Source organism: Mesorhizobium sp. P3_B5 (assembly GCF_056402815.1).
This window is the reverse complement of the sequence record NZ_JBFUGR010000003.1, coordinates 59882-72223: the sequence shown is the minus strand read 5'-3', so window position 1 is coordinate 72223 and position 12342 is coordinate 59882. Positions and strand designations below refer to the sequence as shown.

The window sequence follows — 12342 nt, the reverse complement described above, 5'->3', positions numbered from 1 at the left end:
TCTTGCGGCCAGCTGAACTCGTGAGACCGCTCAGCTCGCCTTCAGCCGCGAGCCGGTGAGCAGGCCGCGTTCTTCGAGCACGGGGTAGGCCATCGACGCCAGCAGCGAGTTGATCTGCTTGAGGTCGCGGATGGTGTCGAGATGGATCGAGCTGGTCTCGACGCTCTTGGCGGTGCCGTCGCGCAGTCGCACGAAATGGCTGGCGCTGGTTTCCTTCTCGCGGTCGCGCAGCCGGTCCTTTTCCAGGACAAGCTGGCGGGCGGTCTCGGGATCGCGCGATACCAGAACGTTGAAGGCAAGTCGCGCATTTGCAAGCACCGAGGCGTGGAAGGCGCAAAGCTCGCGCCAGCCCTCGGGCGTGAACTCAAGCCCGCGCTCGAGCTTCTTCTTCACATGCACCAGCATGTTGCGCACGATGATGTCGCCGACCTGTTCGAGCTTGACGCAGGCGCCGATCAGCTCCTGGCAGCGCAATGCCTCATCTTCGGTCAGCGGGTTCTTGGTGACCTTGGCCAGATAGAGCTTGATCGCCGCGTGCTTCCGGTCGACGCGGTCGTCGAGTGCCGCCAGCGCCTTGATCTTGTCGGCGTCGGCGCTCTCATAGAGCTCGATGATGCGCTTGAGCATAATCTCGACCGTCTCGCAGACCCGCACCACCTCGCGCGCTGCGTTGGCCAGTGCTTGGCTCGGCATGTCCAGCGCACTGTCGTTGAGCGCGGACAATTCGACGACGTCGAGCGCATTGGCCGGTAGCGGCGGGGTGCCGAGCGCCACGATCTTCTCCGAAGCGCGATAGACGAGGCCCGCCAGCGGCAGGCCGGCGAGCAGGATCAGGACATTGAACAGGATGTGGGCGTTGACGATCTGGTCGGGCACGGTGGCGCCGAGAAAGGCGACCGGCGGCTTGAAGGTCATGAACAGGATCAGCATCACCAGCGAGCCCATGCCGCGCATCAAAAGGTTGCCGATCGGCACGACGCGTACGCCGGGCTCGGCATTGCGGGTCAGCAGCGGGGCGATGATCGACGAGCCGAGATTGACGCCGAGCACCAGCACGATGCCGAGCTCCGGCGGGATGAAGCCGCGGCCGGCGAGCGTCACCATCAGCAAAACGGCGGCGATCGAGGAATGGAACAGCCAGGTGATGAGCGCCGCCAGCAGATAGGCGGTTACGGGATCGCCGGAGAAGTAGTTGACGATCATCGGCATCAGCGTGCTCTGGCGCAGCGGCTCCGACGCCTGGCCGATCATTTCCAGCGACAGCAGCAACAGGCCGATGCCAACCAGGATGCGGCCGAACTGGCGCCAGTCGCGCCGCTCGGTGGCCATGAACATGACGGTGCCGGCGGCAAGGCAGATCGGCACCAGCAGCGACAGGTCGAAGGTCAAAAGCTTGACGACAAGGGCCGAGCCGATCTCGGCGCCGCGCACCGCAAGCTGGCCCGATATCCCTGAGACGATGCCGGCGCCGGCGAAGGAACCGACCAGCAGAGTGACGGCGGTGGAGCTCTGCAGCGCGATCGACAGGCCGCAGCCGGCCAGCACCGCCATGATCGGATTGCGCATGGTGGCGCGCAGTTTGTGGCGCAGCACATCGCCATAGGCGCGCTCGACGCCGGTCTTGACCATGCGGGTGGCAAACAGCATCAGCGCCACGGCGCCGGCCAGATGCAGGAGGACGACGGAGCCGCTCATCTTGTTGTGTGCATGCCAACAGGGGCCGCCACGCGGACAGCGTGGCGAGCGGGGTGAAAGACAGGGGTACGAATCATGATCATGGCAGCGACCGATAATAGTCCGAATATTTTAGCCGGATAATAAAATCTTGTCGATTTCAGGGACTGTTGCGGCGCGACAGGCGGTGTCGGAAAATGGACGGATGTCGAATTGGCTGCGGTGGTGTGGCGGATCGGCTGAGGTCGCTGCACTGACGGCGTCTGCCTTTGCGATGATGTTCAATTCTCTTGGATAAACGAAGGAATTCATTACATAATTGTAATGCGCGCGTTCAGTTTTAGTTCATCCCCTGGCCGCTACTCCTTGGGCATCGACAACCAAGGAGACTCCTATGAAACGCATTGTTCTTTCCGTTCTCGCTGTCTCGATGCTGGCCGCCACGTCCCTGACGGGTCAGGCTGCACCGCTGAATGTGCCCGCAGCACCGCAGTCGAATTACACGCAGGTCGACTGGCAGCAGCCCGGCAAGCACGTCGACGTCAGGAAGCGCGTCATCGTCAAGAAGCGCGTCGTGGTGAGAAACAACCACTGGAGGCACGGCCAGAAATATTCCGGCTGGAAGCGCCACCAGCCGATCCGCGACTACGGTCGCTATGGCCTGCATCGTCCCGGCCGCGGCCAGGAGTGGATCCGCGTCGGCAACGACTATGTGCTGGTCAGCATCCTCTCCGGCATCATCTTCGGCGCCATCGCCGCGCACTGATCCGGGCTTATGCTGAACCATGAAAGGAAGGCGGTCAGTGACGGCCGCCTTCCATTTTTGCCCTGTGGAAACCGGGTATGGCTCGCATTGGGGGTCGTCGGATTTCGCCGGTATGATTATATGGTGGAGAAAAGAGTTTCCCATGCGCTTTCCGCCCGCCTTCCTCGACGAGATACGCGACCGCGTGCCGATTTCCTCGGTGATCGGCCAGCGCGTCGCGTGGGACCGCAAGAAGACCAACGCGTCGCGCGGCGACTATTGGGCGTGCTGTCCGTTCCATGGCGAAAAGAGCCCGTCCTTCCACTGCGAGGACAAGAAGGGCCGCTACCATTGTTTCGGCTGCTCGGTTTCGGGCGATCACTTCAAGTTCCTGACCGAGCTTGACGGCATGAGTTTTCCCGAAGCGGTCCAGAAGATCGCCGATATGGCCGGCGTGCCGATGCCGGTTCGCGATGCCAATGAGGAGCGGCGCGAGAAGGAACGCGCCAGCCTGACCGATGTCATGGAAATGGCGACCGCCTTCTTCCAGGAGCGGTTGCAAGGGCCTGAGGGGGCAAAGGCCCGCGCCTATCTCAGGGACCGCGGGCTGACGCCGGCGACGCAGCAGTCGTTCCGGCTCGGCTATGCCCCGGACAGCCGCAACGCGCTGAAGGAGCATCTTGCGGCCAAGGGCGTGCCGAAGGCCGACATTGAGGCTTGCGGGCTGGTGCGTCATGGCGACGACATTCCGGTGTCCTATGACTGGTTCCGCGATCGCATCATGTTTCCGATCCCGGATTCGAGAGGCAAGATCATCGCCTTCGGTGGCCGGGCGCTGGCGCCCGATGCGCTGGCCAAATACATGAACTCGCCCGACACCGAGCTCTTCCACAAGGGCAATGTGCTCTACAATTTCGCTCGGGCTCGCAAGGCGCTGGCCAAGGGCGGTACGGTCATTGCCGTCGAAGGTTATATGGACGTCATCGCACTGGCGCAGGCCGGTTTTGAGAATGCCGTGGCGCCGCTCGGCACCGCACTCACCGAAAACCAGTTCGAACTGTTGTGGCGCATGGCGCCGGAACCGATGCTGTGCTTCGACGGCGACCAGGCCGGGCTGAAGGCGGCATGGCGGGCCGCCGACATGGCGTTGCCGGCGGCGCAGGCGGGGCGCTCGGCGCGTTTTGCGCTGTTGCCGGAGGGCAAGGACCCTGACGATCTGGTCAAGGCCGAAGGGCCGGATGCGTTCCGGGCGGTGCTTGCCGAGGCGCGACCGCTGGTCGACCTGTTGTGGATGCGCGAGACGACGGGCGGTGTCTTCGACACACCGGAGCGGCGGGCGGAACTGCAAAAAACGCTGCTGGAACTCACCAGCCGCATCCGCGACGAAAGCACGCGCTATCACTACCAGCAGGAAATGCGCGAGCGGGTGCGGAACTTCTTCAGTGCCCAGCGTACTGTTCGGCAAGATCGTCAGGATTGGAAACCGGGCCAGGGCAAGGCGCCCGCGCCCGGCGGACAGTTCGCGAAAGGCAGCGGCGCCGGCGGGCGCGCCGCGATCACAGAAAGCCTCGGCCGCTCCGCCATGCTCAAGCGCGGCGGCGAGATGATGTCGGTGCGCGAGGCGACGATCATCGTGGCGCTGATCAATCATCCGGCGCTGATCGACGAGAACTTCGCCCATGTCGAGTTCCTCGACCTCGCCAACACCGATCTGAAGCGGCTGCATGCAGCTATCCTCGACGCCATGGCGCATGACATGGCCAATGACCGCGCCGCGGTGATCGCGACAATTGAGCGCGCCGGCTGCAGCGACATCTGGGCGCGCTCGGTGGCGCTGATCAAGCGCGCCAGGCAATGGCCGGCGCTGGAAACCGCGGCGCTCGACGATGCCCGCGACGCCTTCAACCAGGCCCTGCACTTGCAGCGCAGCGCGCGCACCTTACATAGAGAGCTGAAACAGGCGCAAGCGGCGCTCGATGTGGATCCTTCGGACGAAAATTTCCGGCATCTGGTCGAGATTCAGGCGCAATTCAATGATGTGCAAGCGACGGAAGCGTTGATCGAAGGGTTTGGCGTGTCTTCAGGGCGTGCCGGGCGCGTCTAGGTCGAAGCCTGCGTCGAAGTGAAAGAGCAAGAACGTGCTTACGCGTCGAATTGGGCGCGCGGCGCTCTAAGTCGGGTAATTGATTCGCTTTTTTCATGCGAATCATGCGAGAGGCGCTTGACCTTCTGGCAGAATGGCGGAATCAGGACGATTCGAAACGTTAACCGCACCCGGCGTCGATGGGCAATGCAACGATGTGAGGTACTGATCACTGGACAGGCAAGCTGCCTGCCACAGATATCAGGGTTAATCTGGACTTAACGAGAGATGCAGTTACTGGGCCCGGTGAAGCGCGTTTGACAACGAGCGCATCCGATTTGACCGGTCCGGCAGCATACGCGGCTTCAATGTTCAGCCGCTAGGAGAAAACAAAGACTATGGCGACAAAGGAAAAGGAAGAGGTCGAAACCGAACGCGAAGGCGCCACCGATGGCCCTCTGCTCGACCTTTCCGATGATGCTGTCAAGAAGATGATCAAGGCCGCCAAGAAGCGCGGCTATGTCACCATGGACGAGCTGAATTCGGTGCTGCCCTCGGAGGAAGTCACCTCCGAGCAGATCGAGGACACGATGGCGATGCTGTCCGACATGGGCATCAACGTGGTCGAGGACGACGAGCAGGGCGAGGAGCCCGAAGCCACTGATACGGCCGCCGACGCCGAGGAAGACGCCAACGAGCTGGCCGAGCAGACCGGCACCGCGGTTGCCGCGACGACCACCAAGAAAGAGCCGACCGACCGCACCGACGATCCGGTGCGCATGTATCTGCGCGAGATGGGCTCGGTCGAGCTTTTGTCGCGCGAAGGCGAAATAGCCATCGCCAAGCGCATCGAAGCCGGTCGCGAGACGATGATTGCGGGCCTGTGCGAGAGCCCGCTGACTTTCCAGGCCATCATTATCTGGCGTGACGAGCTCAACGAATCCAAGATCCTGCTGCGCGAGATCATCGATCTCGAGGCGACCTATGCCGGCCCCGAGGCCAAGCAGGCACCGGTGGTCGAGCGCATTGAGGAAGCGCCCAAGGTTGAGGAAAGGTCGCGCCGTTCGCGCGACGAGGAAGAAGACGTCACCAATGTCGGCGCTGATACGCGCGGGCTGGTCGACGACGACGAGGAAGATGAGGACGAGGCCAGCCTGTCGCTGGCGGCAATGGAAGCCGAACTGCGCCCGCAGGTGATGGAGACGCTCGACGTCATCGCCGACACCTACAAGAAGCTGCGCAAGCTGCAGGACCAGCAGGTCGAGAACCGGCTGGCTGCCGCCGGCACTTTGTCGCCCAGCCAGGACCGCCGGCTGAAGGAGCTGAAGGACCAGCTGATCAAGGCGGTGAAGTCGCTGTCGCTCAACACGGCGCGCATCGAGGCGCTGGTCGAGCAGCTCTACGACATCAACAAGCGCCTGGTGCAGAACGAGGGCAAGCTGCTCAGGCTCGCCGAAAGCTACGGCGTGCGCCGCGAGGAGTTCCTGAAGGAATATCAGGGTTCCGAGCTCGACCCGAACTGGACGCGCTCGATCGGCAATCTGACCTCGCGCGGCTGGAAGGAATTCACCAAGAACGAGAAGGATGCGATCCGCGACCTGCGCGCCGAGATCCAGAACCTCGCCACCGAAACGGCGATCTCGATCCTGGAATTCCGCAAGATCGTCAACCAGGTGCAGAAGGGCGAGCGCGAAGCCGCGATCGCCAAGAAGGAAATGGTCGAGGCCAATCTGCGCCTCGTCATCTCCATCGCCAAGAAATACACCAATCGCGGCCTGCAGTTCCTCGACCTGATCCAGGAAGGCAATATCGGCCTGATGAAGGCGGTCGACAAATTCGAATACCGCCGCGGCTACAAGTTCTCGACCTACGCGACATGGTGGATCCGGCAGGCGATCACGCGTTCGATCGCCGACCAGGCGCGCACCATCCGCATTCCGGTGCACATGATCGAGACGATCAACAAGATCGTGCGTACCTCGCGCCAGATGCTGCACGAGATCGGCCGCGAGCCGACGCCAGAGGAACTGGCGGAAAAGCTCGCAATGCCGCTCGAAAAAGTGCGCAAGGTGCTGAAGATCGCCAAGGAGCCGATCTCGCTCGAAACGCCGGTCGGCGACGAGGAGGATTCGCATCTGGGCGATTTCATCGAAGACAAGATGGCGATCCTGCCGATCGACGCGGCAATCCAGGCCAATCTGCGCGAGACCACGACGCGCGTGCTGGCCTCGCTGACGCCGCGCGAGGAGCGCGTTCTGCGTATGCGCTTCGGCATCGGCATGAACACCGACCACACGCTGGAAGAGGTTGGCCAGCAGTTCTCGGTCACCCGCGAGCGTATCCGCCAGATCGAAGCCAAGGCGTTGCGCAAGCTCAAGCACCCGAGCCGGAGCCGGAAGCTGCGCAGCTTCCTCGACAGTTGATACCCGCCACGGGTTGAGCAATTCAAAAAAGGGCGCCGACGGCGCCCTTTTTCGTTGGTGACGCCGGGGATCGCGTTGCCATAGGCGAGACCCTTGCCGCGCTCATCTTTCGGGCAGATAGTCTCCAGGTCGGATGCATGTTCTGGGCGACAACCCGGCTGCCCGCCCCGGCGAAGGTCAATGACCTGGCGCCGTGCTCCGTGGCCCCGGAGGGAGGTTGCGATGACAACTTACATCGTGCTTATCAACTGGACGGAGCAGGGCGCAAAAAATGTGCGCGACTCGCCAAAGCGGCTTGATGCCGCCCGGAAGATGCTGGGGGACATGGGCGGGTCGTTCAAGGCATTCTACCTGACCATGGGCGAATGCGACATGGTGGCGGTGGTCGAGGCGCCCGACGATGCGGTGCTCGCCCGCTTCTCGCTGATGCTGGCGAGTGGCGGCAACGTCAAGACGCGAACGCTGAAGGCTTTCCCGGAGGTTGCCTATCGCGAGATCATCGCATCACTCGGATAGGATACTGGCCAGACTCCAGCACCGAGCGACAAGACCAAATGATTTTCTTGATCGCTCACAGTCAGGCGCCGCTTGACGGCGCCTGATCCGGCGACAATGAAAAGAAATGCTCCTCTCGCTCGAGAAGAACTTCATTTTCATCCACATCCCGAAGACCGCCGGGAGCTCGATCACCCGTGCGCTGCGGCCGTGGTGCCTGAAGCCGAAGCCGACGCAGTGGCGGCGCCTGCTGTCGCATCTGCCGGTTCGCGAAGCGCCGGAAAAGGCAAATTTCAACCAGCATGACAGAGCCAGCTGGCTGCGGCGCAAGCTGCCCAACCCGCTCTACGACGGCGCCTACAAGTTCGCCGTGGTGCGCAACCCTTTCGACCTGGCCGTCTCCAATTTTCATCATTTGCGCAGGAGCACGCGGCGACGCCGGCATCGACAGGCGCAGGGCTGGGACTTCAAGGCTTTCCTGCACTATCTCGAACGCAAGAACCGCGTTGCAAAGATCGACCAGACAAGCTGGATCTCGGACGGCCAAGGAAACCTCATCGTCGATGAGGTCCTGCGTTTTGAGACGCTGGCCGAGCATTTCGATGGCCTGGTCGAACGGCTCGACCTGCCGGGCGACGTGACGCTTCCCAGGGCGAACGTCAACGCGCCCTTTGACTATCGCACGCACTATGATGACGAGGCGAAAAGCATCGTTCGGAGGCTCTATTTCAGAGATTTCGAGCGCTTCGGCTACGAATTCTGATTTCGGGCGCGTAACGGGAAGACGGGACGCGACGTCGTGGTAGGATGGGTGATGTCTGAACCGCATTCACATTCGCATCTGTGGCCCGGTGTGCCGCTTGCCCTCGGCTCTGCCGCCTTGTTTGGTGCGGCACCGCCGCTTTCCAAGCTGCTGCTCGATACCGTCAACCCCTTCATGCTGGCCGGCCTGCTCTACCTCGGCGCGGGTGTGGGGCTGGCCGTATTTCGCCTGCTTCGAGGCGCTGAAGCACGGGCCGGCGAAGCACAGCTGGCGCGCAGGGACATGCCATGGCTGGTGCTGGCCATCGGTATGGGCGGTATCTGCGGGCCAGTGCTTCTGATGTTCGGCCTCACACTGAATACGGCATCCAGCTCCGCGCTGCTGCTCAACCTCGAAGGGCTGGCGACGATGGCGATCGCCTGGCTCGTCTATCGCGAGAATGTCGACCGGCGTCTGCTTTTCGGTGCCTTCGCCATCCTTGCCGGCGCGGTTCTGTTGTCATGGGAGGGCAAGGGTGTCGCCTTCAACCTCGGCGCCCTGCTGGTGGCCGGAGCCTGCCTGGCATGGGGGCTGGACAACAATTTCACGCGCAAGATCTCAGCCACCGACCCGGTGGTCATTGCCATGCTCAAGGGCCTTGTGGCGGGCATCGTCAATGTCGGGCTCGGCTTCGTTGCCGGTGCATCATTTCCCGCCGCGCCCTTAGTCGCCGCCGCGGCCGCTGTCGGCTTCTTCGCCATCGGCGTCAGCCTGGTGATGTTCATCCTGGCGCTGCGCCATCTCGGTACGGCACGCACAGGAGCCTATTACTCGCTGGCGCCGTTCATCGGGGCGCTGCTTGCCATCGCTGTCGTCGGCGATCCCTTGACGCTGAAGCTGGCGATTGCCGGACTTCTGATGGGCGTCGGCCTGTGGCTGCATCTTTCTGAACGACACGATCACGAGCATGATCACCAGGCTCTTGAGCATGAGCATAGTCATGTGCATGACGAGCACCACCAGCACCATCATGACGGGCCGGTAACAGAGCCGCATTCGCACCTACACCGGCATGCGCCGATGCGCCACGCGCATGTGCACTATCCCGATCTGCATCACCGGCATGACCACGGCTGACATATGGCCGGGCCTCTGCTGACCGTCTGGTACAACACACGCTGCCCGGTCTGCGATGCCGGCATCGTCAGACAGAAGCGGCAGCTGATCGAGGCGATCAAGGCCGGGCGGATCGAATTTCGCGACATCAATGCCGAGCCGGCGGCGCTGGCCAAATACAATGTCTCGCTGGAAGACATCCGCCGCCGGCTGCACGCCACCGACGCGCAGGGCAAGCTGTTGGTCGGCGCCGATGTCGCGGTTGCCGTGTGGAGAGCGACGCCGGGCGAGGGCTGGCTGGCTTCGCTGTTCGGCAATCCCGTTGCGCTGCCGTTGTCGCGGTTTGGCTATGACCGCTTCGCCGATCTTCTCTATAGCTGGAACCGGCGCAAGGGCCGCTGGTAATTGGCATTCTTGCAGTTTGAAAGGCCCGGAAGCATTTCCGAGCCTTTCCCGTGGGCTTCTATCGGGTCGCAGGCTCGCACAGCCAGCCGACGATGCGGCGCACTACGGGCAGCACCAGCAGCAGCGTCGGAAACGCCACCAGCCAGGACAAACCCCAGGCGGTGAGCCAGATGGCTGGCAGACCGGGTTGGAAGCCGAGGCTTTTCAGCGTCGAGATGAACGAGACGATGAAGGTCATCAGCAGCGACAGCACCAATGGGCTGACGATCGTCGCATAGCGCGCAGGCAGTTTCCTGCGCTGGTTTTTCATGGTCATTGGGATTTTCCCTGAAGTGTCCGGTCCGTCGCATTGGCATCCATTGGCCGGTTGTCGGCACAATTGCCCGGAAAGACCGGGGTTGGATGCGTTGCTTGACGTCAGACGCTTACGGAGCAGCCCAAGGGCGCTCAAGCGGCCTTCTAGCCGGGCTGGCCGACGATATCAATCCCCGCTGGCGCCATTCCTAGATACATCGTAAGATATATCTTGACTCAACGGGAGCCTGCGCTTACTTAAGATATATCGTAAGATAGAACTCAAGAGCAATCAATGCACAAACATCATCATTCTGGCGAGCACCCGTTGCGCGCTTTCATGCACATGGCCGGCAAGTTCGGTGGCCGCGGCGGCGGCTTCGGCCCGTTCGGACATGGCGGTCGTGGCGGTGGTCGTGGTGGACCGGGCGACATGTTCCGCGCCGGACGCATGCTGGCCGATGGCGACCTCAAGCTGATCACGCTGTCGCTGTTGGCCGAGGCGCCGCGTCACGGCTATGACATCATCAAGGCGCTGGAAGAGCGCACCAGCGGCATCTACAGCCCAAGCCCGGGCGTCGTTTATCCGACGCTGACCTTCCTGGAAGAGGCCGGCTATGCCGCGTCAGCTGCCGACGGCAACAAGAAGGTGTTTTCGATCACCGAGGAAGGGCAGGCGCATCTCAACGAAAATCGCGAGATGATCGACGGCGTGCTCGAGCATCTCGAGCGGTTTGGTCGCAAAATGGCCAAGGCGCGCGACTGGTTCGGTTGGAACGACGACGGTGAGGAAGGCGGACGGCGCGGTGGACGTGGTCGCTCGGACGCTCGCGACGAGTTTCGCGCCGTGCGCCACCGCTTGCGTGCGGCTCTGGGCGACTTCGTCGATGCCCCGGCCGACAAGCAGGCCGAGGCGATCGCCATTCTCGAAGGCGCCGCCGAGGCACTGGAAGCGCTGTCACGCGGCTGACCTCTGGCGAGAACCCTTGCCCGTTTGACTGAGGAACGGTACTGAAAATCATCCTGCACCGCGAGGTGGTGCGGGATGATTGCCGTTGGAGGAAGCCCCCATGTCTTTTCTGAAGCGTCTTTTCGGCGGTGGCGGCGGTGAGGCGGGCGTGCCAAAGAGCGCTGCGCCGGCAAAGCAGGTCGAGCACAAGGGATTTTTGATCAGCGCCACGCCCTACAAGGCGGAGGGCGGCCAGTACCAAACCTGCGGCGTGGTCTCGAAGGAGGTCGGCGGCGTCATGAAGGAACACAAATTCATCCGCGCCGATCGCTTTGCCGGACTGGATGATGCGGTCGACATTTCGATCAAGAAAGGCATGCAGTTGGTCGACGAGCAAGGCGAGAGGATGTTCGGGTAGACCCGTTGCCGACAGACGGCTAAGCCAGTTTATACACCAAGCCCGGCCTCTTCGGCCCGGTTTCCTACGCCATTTTCTGTGCGGCAGACTGGACAAGGCCAAGTACCCGTTCCCATGATCCTCATCTTCAAGCTTCTCAGCACGCCGCTGCTTATCCTCGGTCTCACATTGCTAAGCCGGCGTTTCGGGCCGGCGGTGGGCGGATTGCTGATGGGGATTCCCTTGGTGACCGGCCCCGTATCGATCTTCACCGCATTGGAAAATGGCGCGGCCTTCGCCCGTCACGCTGCGATCGGCAATCTCGTCGGTCAGGTCTCGACCTGCATCTTCTGCTTCGTCTATGCCCGCGCGGCAAAGCGCTTCAATTGCTGGCTCAGCATGATCGCCGGGGTCGGCGCCTTCTTTCTCGCCACCTTTGTCTGGAACCTGGCTACCTGGGCATTCGTGGCGGCCATTGGGCTGCTTCTGGTGACGTTGTTGCTTCTGTCGTTCCTCACCAAGCCGGTGAATATGGAAGCGCTTGCCGGGATAACGCCCAGATGGGATCTTCCGGCGCGGATGCTCGTTTCGACAGGTTTCGTCTTTCTGATCACCCTGTCGACGAGGTACCTTGGGCCGCAACTCAGCGGGCTTGTGGCGCCGTTTCCGGTATTTGTTCTTGTCCTGGCGATGTTCACGCATTATCAGCGGGGAGCGCCCGCGGCCGCCAATCTGTTGCGCGGCGTGATCGTCGGGTCGTTTTCTTTCGCCGCCTTCTTTACCGTCGTGGCTCTGGCGCTTTCCGACCGCTCGCTGTCTGTTGCCTATGTGTTGGCCACCCTATCGAGCATGGCAGTCACCGGTGCGATCTATGTCTGCACAAAGGCCCCTGCATTTGTCGGGACCACTCCATTGATTGGTTCGGTTGCTGTCGCCCCGCTTAGCCCGAGCGCCGCCAGTGAGGATGGTTCGCCCTGACAGCAAAAAAGGCAGGCGCCGGGGCGCCTGCCTTTTTCAGT

At 62.3% G+C, this 12342-nt stretch carries 13 protein-coding genes; 10 read left to right on the top strand and 3 right to left on the bottom strand.

The features are described 5' to 3' along the window. Positions 1–30 precede the first annotated feature (30 nt). Positions 31–1695 (bottom strand): Na/Pi cotransporter family protein, encoded by a 1665-nt coding sequence (locus AC1DVW_RS09990; RefSeq protein WP_477322786.1) that lies wholly within the window; start codon positions 1693–1695, stop codon positions 31–33. 111 nt (positions 1696–1806) lie between these two features. Beyond that, entirely contained in the window at positions 1807–1986 is a 180-nt protein-coding gene (locus tag AC1DVW_RS09985) for a hypothetical protein (protein ID WP_477322784.1), read from the bottom strand. Positions 1987–2068: 82 nt separating this feature from the next. Here AC1DVW_RS09985 and AC1DVW_RS09980 point away from each other — a divergent pair, with 82 nt between their 5' ends. The 7 genes from AC1DVW_RS09980 to AC1DVW_RS09950 all read left to right on the top strand — a co-directional run bounded on the left by AC1DVW_RS09980 (position 2069) and on the right by AC1DVW_RS09950 (position 9683). Further along, the gene (locus AC1DVW_RS09980) at positions 2069–2440 is read left to right on the top strand and encodes an RcnB family protein (protein WP_477245265.1); all 372 of its coding nucleotides are present in this window, start codon (positions 2069–2071) and stop codon (positions 2438–2440) included. A 142-nt stretch (positions 2441–2582) separates the two neighbouring features. Then, positions 2583–4523, top strand: a complete 1941-nt coding sequence (gene dnaG / locus AC1DVW_RS09975; protein WP_477322782.1) for a DNA primase — start codon at positions 2583–2585, stop codon at positions 4521–4523. Positions 4524–4900: 377 nt separating this feature from the next. Further along, positions 4901–6925, top strand: a complete 2025-nt coding sequence (rpoD, locus tag AC1DVW_RS09970) for an RNA polymerase sigma factor RpoD (protein ID WP_477322780.1) — start codon at positions 4901–4903, stop codon at positions 6923–6925. Between the two features lie 222 nt (positions 6926–7147). Next, positions 7148–7441 (top strand): GYD domain-containing protein, encoded by a 294-nt coding sequence (locus AC1DVW_RS09965; RefSeq protein ID WP_477245259.1) that lies wholly within the window; start codon positions 7148–7150, stop codon positions 7439–7441. Between the two features lie 106 nt (positions 7442–7547). Next, the gene (locus AC1DVW_RS09960) at positions 7548–8183 is read left to right on the top strand and encodes a sulfotransferase family 2 domain-containing protein (protein ID WP_477322778.1); all 636 of its coding nucleotides are present in this window, start codon (positions 7548–7550) and stop codon (positions 8181–8183) included. Between the two features lie 51 nt (positions 8184–8234). Then, positions 8235–9299, top strand: a complete 1065-nt coding sequence (locus AC1DVW_RS09955) for a DMT family transporter (protein WP_477322776.1) — start codon at positions 8235–8237, stop codon at positions 9297–9299. A gap of 3 nt (positions 9300–9302) precedes the next feature. Further along, a complete protein-coding gene (locus tag AC1DVW_RS09950; RefSeq protein ID WP_477322774.1) occupies positions 9303–9683 on the top strand; it encodes a thiol-disulfide oxidoreductase DCC family protein in 381 nt (126 codons plus the stop codon). 58 nt (positions 9684–9741) lie between these two features. Here AC1DVW_RS09950 and AC1DVW_RS09945 read toward each other — a convergent pair whose 3' ends face one another. After that, positions 9742–9999 (bottom strand): DUF2798 domain-containing protein, encoded by a 258-nt coding sequence (locus tag AC1DVW_RS09945; RefSeq protein ID WP_477245252.1) that lies wholly within the window; start codon positions 9997–9999, stop codon positions 9742–9744. A gap of 273 nt (positions 10000–10272) precedes the next feature. Between AC1DVW_RS09945 and AC1DVW_RS09940 the strand changes: the two genes are divergently transcribed. From AC1DVW_RS09940 to AC1DVW_RS09930, 3 genes are all read left to right on the top strand, one after another. Then, entirely contained in the window at positions 10273–10947 is a 675-nt protein-coding gene (locus AC1DVW_RS09940; RefSeq protein ID WP_477322772.1) for a PadR family transcriptional regulator, read from the top strand. A 100-nt stretch (positions 10948–11047) separates the two neighbouring features. Then, positions 11048–11344: an HlyU family transcriptional regulator gene (locus AC1DVW_RS09935; protein WP_477245249.1), complete on the top strand. Its 297-nt coding sequence runs from the start codon at positions 11048–11050 to the stop codon at positions 11342–11344. Positions 11345–11458: 114 nt separating this feature from the next. After that, the gene (locus tag AC1DVW_RS09930; RefSeq protein ID WP_477322770.1) at positions 11459–12301 is read left to right on the top strand and encodes a hypothetical protein; all 843 of its coding nucleotides are present in this window, start codon (positions 11459–11461) and stop codon (positions 12299–12301) included. Positions 12302–12342: the final 41 nt, after the last annotated feature.

Bases quoted from the DNA above. Each gene is read 5' to 3' on its own strand.
- AC1DVW_RS09990 (WP_477322786.1), bottom strand. From the start codon at position 1,695: ATGAGCGGCTCCGTCGTCCTCCTGCATCTGGCCGGCGCCGTGGCGCTG.
- AC1DVW_RS09985 (WP_477322784.1), bottom strand. From the start codon at position 1,986: ATGAATTCCTTCGTTTATCCAAGAGAATTGAACATCATCGCAAAGGCA.
- AC1DVW_RS09980 (WP_477245265.1), top strand. From the start codon at position 2,069: ATGAAACGCATTGTTCTTTCCGTTCTCGCTGTCTCGATGCTGGCCGCC.
- dnaG (WP_477322782.1), top strand. From the start codon at position 2,583: ATGCGCTTTCCGCCCGCCTTCCTCGACGAGATACGCGACCGCGTGCCG.
- rpoD (WP_477322780.1), top strand. From the start codon at position 4,901: ATGGCGACAAAGGAAAAGGAAGAGGTCGAAACCGAACGCGAAGGCGCC.
- AC1DVW_RS09965 (WP_477245259.1), top strand. From the start codon at position 7,148: ATGACAACTTACATCGTGCTTATCAACTGGACGGAGCAGGGCGCAAAA.
- AC1DVW_RS09960 (WP_477322778.1), top strand. From the start codon at position 7,548: ATGCTCCTCTCGCTCGAGAAGAACTTCATTTTCATCCACATCCCGAAG.
- AC1DVW_RS09955 (WP_477322776.1), top strand. From the start codon at position 8,235: ATGTCTGAACCGCATTCACATTCGCATCTGTGGCCCGGTGTGCCGCTT.
- AC1DVW_RS09950 (WP_477322774.1), top strand. From the start codon at position 9,303: ATGGCCGGGCCTCTGCTGACCGTCTGGTACAACACACGCTGCCCGGTC.
- AC1DVW_RS09945 (WP_477245252.1), bottom strand. From the start codon at position 9,999: ATGACCATGAAAAACCAGCGCAGGAAACTGCCTGCGCGCTATGCGACG.
- AC1DVW_RS09940 (WP_477322772.1), top strand. From the start codon at position 10,273: ATGCACAAACATCATCATTCTGGCGAGCACCCGTTGCGCGCTTTCATG.
- AC1DVW_RS09935 (WP_477245249.1), top strand. From the start codon at position 11,048: ATGTCTTTTCTGAAGCGTCTTTTCGGCGGTGGCGGCGGTGAGGCGGGC.
- AC1DVW_RS09930 (WP_477322770.1), top strand. From the start codon at position 11,459: ATGATCCTCATCTTCAAGCTTCTCAGCACGCCGCTGCTTATCCTCGGT.